The sequence below is a fragment of the Streptomyces sp. NPDC047971 genome (genome assembly GCF_040653355.1).
GTDB lineage: Bacteria > Actinomycetota > Actinomycetes > Streptomycetales > Streptomycetaceae > Streptomyces.
This window is the reverse complement of the sequence record NZ_JBEZNW010000007.1, coordinates 77,891-91,150: the sequence shown is the minus strand read 5'-3', so window position 1 is coordinate 91,150 and position 13,260 is coordinate 77,891. Positions and strand designations below refer to the sequence as shown.

Genomic DNA, 13,260 nt, shown 5'->3' with positions numbered 1-13,260 from the left:
TGGACTTTTGCGCGTGCCGCCGCGCGGTGGGTCCTGTCGCCGGAGTCAGATCTCACCCCTGGCGAGTGCGAGGAGCCGGTCCAGGACGCGGGGGCCGCCGGCCCGCACGCCGTCGTGTTCGAACTCGTCCGTGACCCAGGTCCGCAGGCCCCTGATCGCGCGGGCGGTCTCCAGGGAGTGGGCGGTGTCCACGTACAGGTCGTCGTGGTAGACGGCGGCGGCGACGGGCACCTCGTTGGCGGCGAGGCGGGCGGGGTCGTAGAGGGGCGCCCAGTCCTCGCGTTCGGCGAGCAGCCGGGCGGTCTCGCGCAGCGGGCTCAGCGCCGGGTCGGTGTCGAAGTGCCAGGGGTGGACGGTCTCGCCGGTGAAGAGGAGCGGTGCGTCGCCGGCCAGGGTCTTCTCCGCGTCGAACTCCGGGAACTCGGCGCGGACGCGTTCGGCGGCCCAGGCGGTGGGCCCCTTCCCCTGGGCGTAGATCGCCTCGTGGAGCAGGGCGTAGAGCGGGTGGCCCGCGTACGAGAGGACGGCCTGGACGTTCTCCAGGAAGGCGTCCGAGAGCGCGGTTCCCTCGGGTGTCCCGACGAAGGCGTCCTCCAGGAGGAAATGCAGTTGGTGGGTGCCCTCGCCGCTGCCGAGGAGGATGCCGAGGGACTGGAGGGCGGCCGGCGTGAGCCGTCCGCCGGACGGCAGGGCCACCTCGTGCTCCCGCAGGTGGGCGGCGATGCGGCGGGCGCGTTCGACGTCCTGGGGGTAGCGGGCGTAGTGGGCCTCGACCTTGCGGCGGATGCGCGGGTAGGCGGCCCGGTAGACCTCGTCGGCGGTGGCATGCAGGGAGGGCAGTCCGCCGGTGATCAGCACGGTCCGCAGTCCCTCGGGGGCGGTGGACAGGTAGTGGGTGGCGCAGAAGCCGCCGAAACTCTGGCCGAGGACGGTCCAGCGGGCCCCGCCGGTGAGCCGCTTCCGGATGAGTTCGCAGTCCCGGACGATCGCGTCGGCCCGGAAGTGCGCGAGGTAGTCGGCCTGCCGATCGGGGGCGCCGCGCAGCGGCAGGGTCTGGCGGTTGGCGGGGGTGGAGTTGCCGGTGCCGCGCTGGTCGAGGAGGAGGACGCGGAACTCCTGGACGGCCCGGCCCAGCCATGCCTGTCGGCCGACGAAGCGGCGGGCCCCGAAACCCGGCCCGCCCTCCAGGTAGACCAGCCACGGCAGGTCGTCCCCGGACCTGTCGCTCGCGACGGCCTCGCGGCCGAAGACCTCGATCTGTTCGCCCTCGGGGTCCGCGTGGTCGAGCGGCACGGTGAAACGGCGGTCGGTGAGGACGAGGCCGGGCTGGCGGTAGCTGGTCAATGCTGCTCCTGTTCGATACGCCCCCGCCCGTCCAGTGGATCACAGGGCAGGGGACGGGGGCGCGTCGAGGTGGGTCAGGTGGTGCGCCGGGAGGGGTCAGGAGGTGGGGAAGTCGTCGGCGGTCCTGATCCGGTCGCGGATCCAGACCCCGGCCTCCTTCAGGGGCGCGGTGCCCGTCCAGGGGCCGTTTCCGTCGCAGGTTCCGGTCTTGAAGACGGCGCCCGAGCGGTGGTCGTCGGAGAAGTTCCAGTTGACCCAGCTGATCTTCTTGGCGGCCATCAGGTCGATGTACCTCTGGGACATGGCGAAGTCGTCGGCGCCTTCACCCGCGTAGTCCTGGGTGCCGAACTCGGTGACGAAGACGGGGATCCGGTCGGCCGCCCGGGAGAGGGTGGCCAGGTACGCGTCGCGGTGCGACTTCGCGTAGAAGTGGAACGTGTACATGACGTTGGTGGCGTTGACCGGGTTGTTCACCACCTCGGTCTCGTCGCCGCCGTTCGAGACGCCGAGGGAGGACCAGGCGCGGGTACCGAGCAGGATCGGGGCGTCGCCGTCGATGTTCCGGATGACCGGGATGATCTGCTCGTGGTAGCTCTTGATCCTGGACCAGGTCACGCTGTCGCCGTTGGGCTCGTTGGCGACCTCGTAGAGGATGTTGTTCCTGTCCTTGTGCCGGGTCGCGATGTCCGTGAAGAACTTCCTGGCGTTGGCCAGGTTGGCGTGCGGGTCGCCCGGTGTGAGCATGTGCCAGTCGACGATCACGTACATGCCGCGTGCGGAGGCCTGGTCGATCAGACTGTGGGCGAGGTTGGTGAACCTCACCGGGTCGGTCTCCCACCCGTCCTCCTGGACGTAGGTGGAGACGCGCAGGACGTCGGCCTTCCAGTCCTTGGCGAGCGCGTCGAGCGAGCCGCCGGTCAGACACTGGCTGTACCACTGTGTGCCGTGGCTGGACATGCCGCGCAGCTGGACGGGCTTGCCGTACTGGTTGCAGAGCTTGGTGCCGCAGACCCGTAGCCGGCCGTTGACGGCGGCCGGGGTGTCGACGACGGGCGCGGCGGTGTCGACCGTGAGGTGGTCGACGTTGGGGCCGCCGTTCGTGGTGGTGGCGGTGGCGCGGATGGTGTTGGCGCCGGCCTTGAGGTTCGCGGTGATCGTGGCGGTGGTCCAGCTGGTCCAGGCGCCGGTGCCGCCGAACGCCTTGCCGGCGGCGGCGACCGCGCCGTTGACCGAGATGTCCATGGGGCGGTTGGTGGTGCTGCCGTTGGCGTAGCGCAGGGTGAGGGTCGCCGTGCCGGCCTGGGCGGCGTTGACGTTCCACTGGACGTAACCGCCACTGGCGTTGTCGTAGTTGACGAAACCCGAGCCCGTGAAGCCGCCGTGGTTGGACTCGACCGCGCCGCGGGAGACCGTGGCGGTCTCCGCCTCGTGGGTGACGGGGGCCGCCACCGCCGTGGACGGTGCGGCGGCGAGGCCCAGGAGCAGCGCGGCCACCGCGGTGCCGGCGGCACCCAGGGAGCGCAGATGGAGACGTGCCGATCGTGCCGATGTCATGGGGGTCTCCCGGAACGATGGATTGGAAGGAAAGTTTCCTAACGAATGGATAGCAGTCCGGCGGAGGGACTCGCAAGGGTCATGACAAGAGACGGAGTTCAGCGGACTGTCGGTCCCCGGACGGGCCCGGCCCCCGTGCGCGGCGCCCCCGCCGCTCCTAGCGTGGATCCATGATCCGGTTCGAGCAGGTCAGCAAGGTGTACGCGGACGGCACCACCGCCGTCGACGGCCTGTCCCTCGATGTCGCCGAAGGCGAACTGGTCACCCTGGTCGGCCCGTCCGGTTGCGGCAAGACGACGACGATGATGATGGTCAACCGGCTCATCGAGCCGACCTCCGGCCGGATCCTGGTCGACGGCGCGGACATCGCGAAGGTCGATCCCGTGAAGCTGCGCAGGAACATCGGCTACGTGATCCAGCAGGTCGGGCTCTTCCCGCACCGGACCATCCTCGACAACACCGCGACCGTGCCCTCCCTGATCGGCTGGAAGAAGGCGCGCGCCCGCGCCCGCGCCGCCGAACTCCTCGACCTGGTCGGCCTCGACCCGAAGGTCTACGGCGGCCGCTACCCGGCCCAGCTCTCCGGCGGACAGCGTCAGCGCGTCGGCGTCGCCCGCGCGCTGGCCGCCGATCCCCCGGTGCTCCTGATGGACGAGCCCTTCGGCGCGGTCGACCCCGTCGTCCGCGAGCACCTCCAGAACGAGTTCCTGAAGCTCCAGGCCACCGTGCGCAAGACCGTCCTCCTGGTCACCCACGACATCGAGGAGGCGGTCCGGATGGGCGACCGGATCGCCGTCTACGGACAGGGACGCGTCGAGCAGTTCGACACACCGGCGGCGGTGCTCGGCACCCCCGCCACGCCGTACGTCGCCCGGTTCGTCGGGGCGGACCGGGGCCTGAAACGGCTCTCCGTCACCGCGATCGAGGCGGACGACCTGGACCAGCCTCCCGTCGCCCGCCTGGACGAGCCGGCCGCGGACGCGGCGGCCCGGCTGCGCGCCGACGGGGCCCGCTGGGCGGTGGTCCTCGGCGGCGACGGCGATCTGCACGGCTGGGTGGCCGCCGAGACCCTCGACCTCGCGGGCCGGCAGGGCACGGTGGGCGACCTGGCCGTCCGCATGGACGCCTGGGTGTCGGTGGGCGCCCCGCTGAAGCAGGCGTTCAGCGAGATGCTCCAGCACGACGCGGGCTGGGTGGCCGTCCTCGACGGCCCGCGCTTCCTCGGCGTCCTCACCCCCGCCAAGCTCCACGAGGCGCTGCGACGTTCGGTGGACGCCGAGGCCCGGGGAGTCGGGCGGGGGGAGGTCGCGTTCGACTCGGTGGCGGACGCCTGAGGCGGATGCCGTCCCGCGCGGCGGTCAGCCCGCCAGCCGCGCGGTCCAGCGGCGTGAGGAGTCCGAGTCGCAGGTGAACTGGACGAGCGGGACGTTGTTGTCGGTCGAGCGCCCACCGGCGACCGTCATGCACTTGCCCGTCTGGACATTGACGATCTGGTAGGTCCTGCCGCTCCAGTTGGTCACCCTCCAGCGTCGCGAGGGGTCGTTGTCACAACTGAACTGGACCAGCTCGACGTTGTTCTCGGTCGAGCGCCCGCCCGCGACGGTCGCGCACTTGCCCGTCTGCACGTTGACGATCTGGTGGGACGAGCCGTTCCAGTTGGCGATCCGCCATCGGCGCGAGGGGTCGCTGTCGCAGTCGAACTGGACCAGTTGGACGTTGTTCTCGGTCGAGCGCCCACCGGCGACCGTCGCGCACTTGCCCGTCTGCCCGTTGACGAGGTGGAACGAGAGCGTTCCCGAGATCCGGGCCTCCGCACTGGTCCGCGCGGTCGGCTGCGCGCCCGCGGGGACCGGCATCAGCAGGATGCCCCCGAGCACGGAAACGGTCGCGACCGACAGCAGACGACGCGCCTGGGTGTTCTTCCTCATGGAGTGCTCCTCTTGCGTGGTGCGAAAGGCTCGATCGCAAGGTGGGAGATGAAGGGGAGAAGAACGGCCGCCTTCCCACTATCGACGCGCGCGTCCGACCCCGCAACCGACACCGAGGAGCCCCGTCCGACGACCGAGGAGCCCCGTCTAGCGCGCCGGAACGAGCCTCCTGTCCTGGAGGTACGTCCGCGCGACGTCCTCCGGCAGGCGGCGCCAGTTGTCCACCTGTTCGTTCATGTTCGCGAGATCGGCCGTGGTCAGGACGGTGTTGAGACGGTCCAGGGCGCTCGTCACCCGCTCACCGCCCGCCCGGGAGCGGTTGACGACAGGGACGATGTGATCCGCGTTCTGCAGGTTCTTGTCATCGGCGAGGAGGACCAGACCGAATGCGTCGAGCGTGGCGTCGGTGGTCGTCGTCAGGACCATCTGGTCCTGGCCGCTCTGCACGGCCTGCTTGGCCTGCGTGGTGCCGACCCCCTTCGGGTCGACGGCGGTGATGTCGATGCCGTACGTCTCCTTCAGGCCGGGCGCGCAGTACGGCCGCTGGACGCATTCGTCGCCCGCCGCGAGCCGCACGGGCAGCTTCGCGGCGCCCAGGTCGCTGAGCGTCCTGAGCCGGTGCTCGGCGGCGTACGCGGCGGTGACGGCGAAGGCGTTCTGGTCGACGGCCTCCCCGGCGTCGAGGACGGTCAGCCCGCGCGGGCCGGCCAGGCCGCGCAGCGCGGTCATCGTCGTGGCGAGGTCGGGCGAACCGACGGTCGGCGCCTCGGGGCCGTTGACCTTGGCGTTCAGCCAGTCGGCGAACGTCGCCGCGTACTCCGGGACGACGTCGATCTGGCCGCTCTCCAGGGCCGGTTCGTAGATCTCCCGGTTCGTGACGGCGATGATCCTCGTACGGTATCCGGCCTGTTCCAGCAGGAGCGCGTACATCTGGGCGAGCACGTCGCTCTCGGTGAATCCGGCGCTGCCGATGGTCAGATGACGGCTGTCGCCGGGCGAGCCGGTGACCTCTCCCTGGTTCTCCAGCGACGGTCCGGCGGCGCAGCCGGCGAGCGCCGCGCACAGCGCCGCCGCCGCCGCGGCGCTCCGCCCCCTCATGTCCCGCTCCCGCGGGCCCAGGCCGGGGCGAGCCGCTGCGCCCCCACGAAGACGAGTTCGACCACGAGCGCGAACAGGGCGACGAGGACGGCGCCCGCGACGACCTGCGGGGTGGAGGCGAGGTTGAATCCCGCGGTGATGATCCGGCCGAGGCCGCCCCCGCCGGCGAGTGCGGCGACGGTCGCGGTGGCCACGAGCTGCACGGCGGCGATGCGGACGCCGGTGAGGATCAACGGCAGCGCGAGCGGCACCTCGACCCGGAACATCGTCTGCGGGCCGGTCATCCCCATCCCCCGCGCGGCCCGTACGACATCGGCGTCGACACCCCGCATCCCCACGTACGCGTTGGTGAGCAGGGGCGGTACGGCGAACAGGACGAGCGCGATGATCGTCGGCCAGTCCCCGTACGCACCGACCGGGCTGAGCAGCAGCAGGACGAGGACGGCGAAGGTGGGTACGGCACGGCCGACGTTGGACAGGTTCACGGCGAGGGCTCCGCCCTTGCCGAGGTGGCCGAGGACCAGCGCGACCGGGAGGGCGATCACGCAGCTGAGCGCGAGACAGACGACGGTGAGGACGAGGTGCTCGACGAGCCGGTTCCGGACGCCGTTGTCGCCGGACCAGTTGGCACCGCTGGTGAGCCACTCCCAGGTGGCGGAGAGGGTGTTCACGCGGCCTGCCCGCGGGACCGCGCCGTCCACGGCGTGAGCAGCCGTTGCGCACCGAGCAGCAGCAGGTCGGCCACGACGGCGATGAGCACGCAGAGGGCGGAGGCCGTGAGGACCTGCGCCTTGAAGTAGGTGTTCATACCGGAGTAGATGAGGTTGCCGAGGCCGCCGTGTCCGACGATCGCGCCGATGGTGACGAGGGAGACGGCGGAGACCGTGGCGATGCGCAGCCCCGCCATCGCGGCGGGGAGCGCGAGCGGCAGCTCCACGGCGAGCAGCAGGCGCACGGGCCCGTACCCCATGCCGCGTGCGGCCTGCCGCGTCTCCTCGGGGACGGCACGGAGACCGGCCAGGATGTTCCGTACGAGCAGGGTGAGGGAGTAGAGCACGAGTCCCGCGACGACGAGCGAGGCGCTGAGGCCGTAGACCGGCAGGAGCAGCGAGAACATCGCGAGGGACGGGATCGTGTACAGGATCGTGGTGACGCCGAGGACCGGTCCGGCCGCCCAGCGCCAGCGCCTGGCCAGGACGGCCAGGGGTACGGCGAGCAGCAGCGCGAGGGAGACGGAGATCGCGGTGATCTCCACATGCTGGACCACCGCGTCGCCGAGGATCTCGCTCCGGGAGGACAGGTAGGCGCCACAGATCCACTCGTTGCGTGCGAGGCAGTCGTCCGGGGGCGCGGTCATCCCCCCATTCCAGGGGGCGGCGTGGCCCGGTGCACGCGGACCGGGCCGTTCGGGCCATCGCCGCCGCGGCCGGAACGGCCCCGGGCGGGCCTGGTGCTGCGGAGCGCTCCGCAGCCTGGTGCTGCGGACCGCTCCGCGCGGACGGGACCGGCGTGGCGGAAGGGCCGCGCACCGTCGGTGAAGCGGACGCCCGGCATCTCGTGCTCCCCCGGTGAGCTCGGCTTTTGCGGCCCGCCGCAACAGCGTGGCCGGCCCCCGCACCGCTCGGCAGAGTGGACCTCGCCATGCACACCTGTCCTAGGGGGAAGACATGCGGAACAACCTCAAGACGCTCGCCGCGGCCGCCGGTGGCCTCGCTCTGGCACTCGGCGGATCGACGGTGGCCGTCGCCGCTCCGCAGGGCGACGTGAGCGCCCTGGTCAGCTGCTACGACGGAGCCTCGTCCTTCTCGAAGGCGTCCGGCCGGTCCACGACCAGCGTCTTCAGGACGTCGGCCAGGTGCAACGACATCAACCTCAAGATGGGCTCCAGCGGCCGGTACGTGAAGGTGTGCTTCAAGCTCAGCAGCGGCTCCTTCGACTGCCAGAGCGACTACAAGTGGGCCGCCGCGGGCTCGTGGAAGGTGATCGCCACCAACGTCCGCGACTCTCAGGAGTTCGTGTTCTTCTTCCAGACCACCGGCTCCGCGTCGGGCACGTACGCCGCCTGACCGCGAGGGTACGCACGGGGCGGGTCCGCCGGTGGACGACCGGCGGGCCCGCCCCCGGCTGGTGCCGACGGCGACACGGGCGTGCCGGTCACTGCGGGCGGCCCGCGGCCCGCAGCAGGGACGCGCCCGCCGGGGTGAGGGTGTGCAGCACGGTCGGGCCGTTGCGGACGGTGGTGACGAGGCCCGCGTCCCGCAGCACGGTGGCGTGTCTGCTGGCGGAGGACGCCGAGACTCCCGCGGCCCGGGCGATCTCGCCGGTCGTGGCACCGGTGGACGCCGCGCGCAGGGCGACCGCGCGTGCCCGCCCGAGCAGGGCGACCAGGGACCTCTCGGGAACGTCGGCGCCGTACGGGAGTTCCCGTGGGCTCGGCTCGTGAAGGAGCGAGTACCAGAGCACGGGTGGCATGTCCGGGTCCGCGAAGGCGACCGGCTCGCCCCAGTTGAAGTACGAGGGGACGAGCGTGAGCCCACGTCCGTTCAGATACAGGTCCCGGTCCTCGACCTGTCGGGGATAGACGGCCTCCAGGACGGGAGGGCGCCAGCGCAGCATCGGACCGAGCCCCGCGAGCATGCCCTCGACTCCGCCGTCGAGCAGCCCACGGGCACGGGCCGCGCGCTCCGCCTCGATCCGGGCCTGTGCCTCTTCCTGGTACGGGGTGATCACCGCGTCGTGGTACGCCCGCAGCATCCCCGCGAACTCCGCGCGCACGTCCCGCCGGGCCAGCTGCCCGGCCCACGCGGGGGCTCCGACGGTGCGGTCGAGGATGGTCACTTCCCGCAGGACCCGTCGCGGAGGCGTGGCCAGCAGCGATTCCAGTCCGGCGTCCAGATCCCCTACCGCGTCCGCGGGCGTCAGGAAGTCGGGAAAGTAGGCGGCCCTGGGATACAGGGGGAGGAGGACGCTCCGCAGGACACGCTCCAGCCCCCTGTCCCGCGTCCGCTGCCGTGCCATGCGGTACCAGCCGGCGTAGGCCCACCGCCCTCGGCGCGACTGCAATCGGTGCAGACTGGCGGCGACTTCCCAGAGGGGATCGGGCGCGGCGGCGATCCTCGTTCTCGCCAGGTCCGTATCGCTGAAATGAATGCGGAGCATGACGTCCCCCGTTCGGCGTGGCCGGCGGGGAGAGCGTAGGACGCGGACATCAACACCCGATAAGCGGAGGTTCAACGGAGACGCGGGCCCTGTTTCGTCCCGTCCGGGCCGCGCGGGGCGTGCCGCGGGGTGCGGCCGGAGCGTCACGGCCGATCGACGCGGCCGGCCGGATGGTCCGTCCGCTCGCCGAGGGTCTCCGCGGGGCGTCCGGGCGATCCCTACCGTGGGGTGGCGTCCAGCGAAGGGGCGACGAGGGCGAAGGCGTGGTCGGTCAGCGCGGCCGGATCCTCCGCACCGTCGCTTTCGCTCCACAGGTGGAGGACGACCTCGAAGGCGTTCAGGGCCGTTGCGGCGGCGAGTCGGGGATACAGGGCGGTCGCCGAATCCAGACCCACCCGGTCGGCCAGCTCCGCGGCCAGGTCGTCACGCCAGTGCGCCTGGCGCTCCAGGAAGCGGGCGAGCAGCGCCGGCGTGCGCAGGATCAGCTGGACCACCAGCAGCGCCCGGTCGGCGTGACCGGCGCAGGCGTCGATGGAGGCCCAGATGGTGTGCCGCAACGCGACGGAGGGGCGCTCCGCGGCCGGTCGCCCCGCGAGTTCGGCGCGCATGCCCGCGCCCATCTCCGTCAGGAACTGGACGACCACGTCTTCCTTGGACGCGAAGTAGCGGAAGAACGTCCGCTTCGACACGCCCGCGGCGGCCGCGATCTCGTCGACCGTGACGCCGTCGAAGCCCTTCCGCGCCATCAGGATGAGTGCGGCCTCGCTCAGCTCGTCGGAGACGAGCTGACGCTTGCGCTGGGCCAGGCTCGCTTCAGGACGGTTGCTCACCCCGTCATATTACACGCCACGCCGTCTGCGGCATGAAAAGACAGGATTGACACTCGGTGACACGCAGGGCAACGTGTGACACATGACGCAGCAGCATGCTTGGACAGCCGAACGCATTCCGGACCAGACGGGCCGGGTGTTCGTGGTCACCGGGGCGAACAGCGGACTCGGACTGGCCACCACCCGTGCGGTCGCCCGCAAGGGCGGACGGGTGATCCTCGCCGTACGCGACGAGGCCAGGGGCCGACGGGCGGCCACGGAGATCACCGCCGATCAGCCGCACGCCGACCTGGAGGTGCGCCGCCTCGACCTGGCCGATCTCGACTCGGTCCACGCCTTCGCCGACCGACTGCGCTCCGAAGGCGTCCGCCCGGATGTCCTCATCAACAACGCGGGGGTGATGGCGCCACCGCGGACGCTCAGCGCGCAGGGGCACGAGATCCAGTTCGCCGCCAACCACCTCGGCCACTTCGCGCTCACCGGACTGCTGCTCGACCTGGTGGCAGCGGGGAAGGACCCCCGCGTGGTCACGGTGAGCTCGATCAACCATCGGCGGGGGCGCATCTTCTTCGACGACCTCTCCGGCGAGCGCCGGTATTCACCGATGGGCTTCTACAACCAGTCGAAGTTCGCCAACGCCGTCTTCGGCCAGGAACTCCACCGGCGCCTGGCGGCCACCGAGAGCCCCGTCCGCAGCCTGCTCGCCCACCCCGGCTACACGGCCACCAACCTGCAGACGAGTTCGCCGGTCGGGATGGTGAAGCTGCTCTTCGGCCGCGTCCTGACCCCGCTCGCCCAAGCCCCGGACCAGGGCGCGCTCCCCCAGCTGTTCGCCGCGACCGACGCCGACGCCCACAGCGGCCGGTTCATCGGCCCTGGCGGCATGGGCGAACTCCGCGGCGCTCCCGAGACGGTACGGCTCGCCCCCTCAGCCGCCGACGTCGAGACCGGCCGGCGCCTGTGGGACGTGTCGGAGCGACTGACCGGCGTCCGCTTCCCCCTCCCGAACGTCTGACGCCGCGAGCGGCTTCGAGGAGGGGGATCACAAACGGCTGATCAGGTGGGCAGTGGACGGCACCTGGGAACGGATCCCGGCAGGCGGACGCGGGTGGGCTGGAGCCCGTCACCTGCCTCATCGCAGCGGAACGGGTCGCGGTCGTGCAGGAATCCGTTCTGCGGTACCGGCGCGACGACGCGGCTCCTGGCCGGCGGTTCGCGTCGTGGGTGCGGCCGCCGGCGCCCATAGGGCGGCTGGGCAGCCACCACCAGGGCATGTGGTGACGGGAGGGCAACGGCCTCGTCGCAGGTGCAGCCGTGCTGGAGGCAGTGGCAGAGCTGCCCGATCACAGTGGTCGGCGACTAACGCCGGCATCCGTGCTGTCCCGAACGACGGCCCGGCCCCCTCGTTCGTGGCCGGGCCGTCTGCGCGGGGAGGTCTACTCCTGGAGGACGGAGAGGACGTTGCCCGCCGGGTCCGTGAACCAGGCGATCGCGGCCGGTCCCTCGGAGCCGGGGCCCCGGACGACGCCCTTGGCGTCGTGCTCGAACTCCGTGTACCGCTCCAGGCTCACGCCCCGCCTCGTCAGCTCGTCGACGGCGACGTCGATGTCGTCGACGGGGAAGTTCAGGATCGTGAAGGACGCGGGCGTGTGGTTGTCCTTCGGGTAGACGAAGACGTTCGCGCCGCCTCCCAGCTTGATGGTCAGCATCCGCATGTCGCCCTGCCCGCTCTCCTCGACCGGGAGGCCGAGGGTCTCGCCGTAGAACTGACGGGCCTTGCCGAGATCGTCGACCGAGAAGCCGCTGAACGCCTTCGTCTGTCCGAACATGCCGTTGTCTCCTTCGTGTGGACCCTGGGATTCCGAGGGCACACCAAGGCGACCACCTACCGGACGCCCGCCACGCGGGCTCGCGTCCGGATGGTGGCCGCACATCACTCTCAGGGAGCGATCGGGAGCCGGCGCTTGTGGTCGGTGAGCTCGTAGCGGCGGACGATCGAGGCGAAGGCGGGCTCCGCCACCGGCTTGCCCTCGAGGAAGTCGTCGATGTCGTCGTACGTGACCCCGAGCGCGTCCTCGTCGGGCTTGCCCGGGTCGAGGGTCTCCAGGTCGGCCGTGGGCGTCTTCCACACCAGCTCGGAAGGGGCCCCGAGCGCCTCGGCGACGGCGCGCACCCGGCGCTTGGTCAGACCGGTCAGCGGGACGACGTCGGCCGCGCCGTCGCCGTACTTGGTGAAGAAGCCGGAGACGGCCTCGGCGGCGTGGTCGGTGCCGACGACGAGACCGTCGTGGGCGCCCGCGACGGCGTACTGGGCGATCATCCGCTGGCGGGCCTTGATGTTGCCCTGGACGAAGTCCTGGTGGTGGGCGTCCCGGAAGACGACACCCCCGGCCAGGGCGGCATCGAGGGCGGCGTCGCTCGACGGCTTGACGTCCACGGTCAGGACCCGGTCGGCGGCGATGAATCCCAGCGCGAGCTGGGCGTCCTTCTCGTCGGCCTGGACGCCGTACGGCAGGCGCATGGCGTAGAAGGTGGCGTCGTGTCCGGCGGCGCGAGCCCGCTCGACGGCCAGCTGGCAGAGCCGGCCCGCGGTCGTCGAGTCGACGCCGCCGCTGATGCCGAGCACCAGGGCGCGCAGCCCTGTGGAGGTGAGGCGCTCGGCGAGGAAGGCCACCCGGCGCTCGATCTCGGCGAGCGGGTCGAAGCTCGGGGAGACCTCGAGTTCCCGGGCGATCTGCTGCTGGGTGGCGGTGGACGCCGCGTCGGTCACGGAGTGCTCCTCGGGGTGGTGTGACGGTACGGGGGCCGGCAGCGGATCCGGCACGCCGGTCGGGCGACGGTTCACGAGCCGGGGTCGACTCTATGCGGCCCGGCGGGCACCCGGTGCCCGGGCCCGCCCCGCCGGGCCGCCGCCCCGTCGGCCCGGCGCTCGTCGCCTCGGGTACGACGCGCCCCGCGGGCCGCCCGGCAGTCGCGGACGAACACGCGCGCGAAGCTCACCGCGGCCCACACCAGCAGCACATTGAGCAGCGCTCCGCCCACGAGGGGCACCAGCCGGCCGAGCTCGGGCGCCGGGTCCGCGGGCGGTGGTTCCCCAGTGTGGAGGGCCGACGCGGTCGCGTACAGCAGCACGACGAGGACGACGGATCCGGGGAAGGCAGGCGCGGTCGCTCCGTCGTGGAGAACACCGGCGACGGCCACCGTGCCCAGGTAGAGCGCGGCGGCGGACAGGGCCCAGGTGCGAGGGCGCGGGACGTTCATGACCGCATTATTGAACACGTTCAAGCTCCGGGCGACCACCCGCCTCGGGCGCGACCGCGACGCCGTTCGCCACAGATCTCGCCGCG

14 protein-coding genes are annotated in these 13,260 nt (G+C 71.7%); 3 read left to right on the top strand and 11 right to left on the bottom strand.

The genetic code is table 11. The features are described 5' to 3' along the window. Window positions 1-45 precede the first annotated feature (45 nt). Entirely contained in the window at window positions 46-1,344 is a 1,299-nt protein-coding gene (locus tag AB0D99_RS09600) for an alpha/beta fold hydrolase (protein WP_362358461.1), read from the bottom strand. A gap of 96 nt (window positions 1,345-1,440) precedes the next feature. Beyond that, a complete protein-coding gene (locus tag AB0D99_RS09595) occupies window positions 1,441-2,898 on the bottom strand; it encodes a cellulase family glycosylhydrolase (protein WP_362358460.1) in 1,458 nt (485 codons plus the stop codon). A 170-nt stretch (window positions 2,899-3,068) separates the two neighbouring features. Between AB0D99_RS09595 and AB0D99_RS09590 the strand changes: the two genes are divergently transcribed. Continuing rightward, complete coding sequence (locus AB0D99_RS09590; protein WP_362358459.1) at window positions 3,069-4,232, top strand: betaine/proline/choline family ABC transporter ATP-binding protein; 1,164 nt, start codon at window positions 3,069-3,071, stop codon at window positions 4,230-4,232. A gap of 24 nt (window positions 4,233-4,256) precedes the next feature. Here the strand turns inward: AB0D99_RS09590 and AB0D99_RS09585 are convergent, their stop codons facing one another. The 4 genes from AB0D99_RS09585 to AB0D99_RS09570 all read right to left on the bottom strand — a co-directional run bounded on the left by AB0D99_RS09585 (window position 4,257) and on the right by AB0D99_RS09570 (window position 7,281). Beyond that, complete coding sequence (locus AB0D99_RS09585) at window positions 4,257-4,826, bottom strand: RICIN domain-containing protein (protein WP_362358458.1); 570 nt, start codon at window positions 4,824-4,826, stop codon at window positions 4,257-4,259. 147 nt (window positions 4,827-4,973) lie between these two features. Then, window positions 4,974-5,924 (bottom strand): ABC transporter substrate-binding protein, encoded by a 951-nt coding sequence (locus tag AB0D99_RS09580; protein ID WP_362358457.1) that lies wholly within the window; start codon window positions 5,922-5,924, stop codon window positions 4,974-4,976. Then, entirely contained in the window at window positions 5,921-6,595 is a 675-nt protein-coding gene (locus tag AB0D99_RS09575; protein ID WP_362358456.1) for an ABC transporter permease subunit, read from the bottom strand. Before AB0D99_RS09575 ends, AB0D99_RS09580 begins: the two co-directional genes overlap by 4 nt. Continuing rightward, window positions 6,592-7,281 (bottom strand): ABC transporter permease, encoded by a 690-nt coding sequence (locus tag AB0D99_RS09570; RefSeq protein WP_362358455.1) that lies wholly within the window; start codon window positions 7,279-7,281, stop codon window positions 6,592-6,594. The genes AB0D99_RS09575 and AB0D99_RS09570 overlap by 4 nt, the downstream gene beginning before the upstream one ends. 310 nt (window positions 7,282-7,591) lie before the next feature. Between AB0D99_RS09570 and AB0D99_RS09565 the strand changes: the two genes are divergently transcribed. Next, window positions 7,592-7,990 (top strand): hypothetical protein, encoded by a 399-nt coding sequence (locus AB0D99_RS09565; protein WP_362358454.1) that lies wholly within the window; start codon window positions 7,592-7,594, stop codon window positions 7,988-7,990. A gap of 88 nt (window positions 7,991-8,078) precedes the next feature. Here AB0D99_RS09565 and AB0D99_RS09560 read toward each other — a convergent pair whose 3' ends face one another. Next, a complete protein-coding gene (locus AB0D99_RS09560) occupies window positions 8,079-9,083 on the bottom strand; it encodes a helix-turn-helix domain-containing protein (RefSeq protein WP_362358453.1) in 1,005 nt (334 codons plus the stop codon). Window positions 9,084-9,301: 218 nt separating this feature from the next. After that, a complete protein-coding gene (locus tag AB0D99_RS09555; protein ID WP_362358452.1) occupies window positions 9,302-9,913 on the bottom strand; it encodes a TetR family transcriptional regulator in 612 nt (203 codons plus the stop codon). 82 nt (window positions 9,914-9,995) lie between these two features. On the opposite strand from AB0D99_RS09555, the gene AB0D99_RS09550 reads away from it, so the two are divergent. After that, window positions 9,996-10,928 carry an oxidoreductase gene (locus AB0D99_RS09550; RefSeq protein ID WP_362358451.1) on the top strand — a complete coding sequence of 311 codons (933 nt, stop codon included), beginning with the start codon at window positions 9,996-9,998 and terminating at the stop codon, window positions 10,926-10,928. 421 nt (window positions 10,929-11,349) lie between these two features. Here AB0D99_RS09550 and AB0D99_RS09545 read toward each other — a convergent pair whose 3' ends face one another. The 3 genes from AB0D99_RS09545 to AB0D99_RS09535 form a co-directional block, all read right to left on the bottom strand. Further along, complete coding sequence (locus AB0D99_RS09545) at window positions 11,350-11,742, bottom strand: VOC family protein (RefSeq protein ID WP_362358450.1); 393 nt, start codon at window positions 11,740-11,742, stop codon at window positions 11,350-11,352. 110 nt (window positions 11,743-11,852) lie between these two features. Next, entirely contained in the window at window positions 11,853-12,683 is an 831-nt protein-coding gene (gene nadE, locus AB0D99_RS09540) for an ammonia-dependent NAD(+) synthetase (RefSeq protein WP_362358449.1), read from the bottom strand. A 71-nt stretch (window positions 12,684-12,754) separates the two neighbouring features. Beyond that, window positions 12,755-13,174: a hypothetical protein gene (locus tag AB0D99_RS09535; RefSeq protein WP_362358448.1), complete on the bottom strand. Its 420-nt coding sequence runs from the start codon at window positions 13,172-13,174 to the stop codon at window positions 12,755-12,757. Window positions 13,175-13,260: the final 86 nt, after the last annotated feature.

What these genes read in the sequence shown, in the direction of transcription:
- AB0D99_RS09585 (WP_362358458.1), bottom strand. Translation starts at nt 4,826, where the DNA reads ATGAGGAAGAACACCCAGGCGCGTCGTCTGCTGTCGGTCGCGACCGTT.
- AB0D99_RS09545 (WP_362358450.1), bottom strand. Translation starts at nt 11,742, where the DNA reads ATGTTCGGACAGACGAAGGCGTTCAGCGGCTTCTCGGTCGACGATCTC.
- AB0D99_RS09570 (WP_362358455.1), bottom strand. Translation starts at nt 7,281, where the DNA reads ATGACCGCGCCCCCGGACGACTGCCTCGCACGCAACGAGTGGATCTGT.
- AB0D99_RS09580 (WP_362358457.1), bottom strand. Translation starts at nt 5,924, where the DNA reads ATGAGGGGGCGGAGCGCCGCGGCGGCGGCGGCGCTGTGCGCGGCGCTC.
- AB0D99_RS09590 (WP_362358459.1), top strand. Translation starts at nt 3,069, where the DNA reads ATGATCCGGTTCGAGCAGGTCAGCAAGGTGTACGCGGACGGCACCACC.
- AB0D99_RS09535 (WP_362358448.1), bottom strand. Translation starts at nt 13,174, where the DNA reads ATGAACGTCCCGCGCCCTCGCACCTGGGCCCTGTCCGCCGCCGCGCTC.
- AB0D99_RS09565 (WP_362358454.1), top strand. Translation starts at nt 7,592, where the DNA reads ATGCGGAACAACCTCAAGACGCTCGCCGCGGCCGCCGGTGGCCTCGCT.
- AB0D99_RS09550 (WP_362358451.1), top strand. Translation starts at nt 9,996, where the DNA reads ATGACGCAGCAGCATGCTTGGACAGCCGAACGCATTCCGGACCAGACG.
- AB0D99_RS09595 (WP_362358460.1), bottom strand. Translation starts at nt 2,898, where the DNA reads ATGACATCGGCACGATCGGCACGTCTCCATCTGCGCTCCCTGGGTGCC.
- AB0D99_RS09560 (WP_362358453.1), bottom strand. Translation starts at nt 9,083, where the DNA reads ATGCTCCGCATTCATTTCAGCGATACGGACCTGGCGAGAACGAGGATC.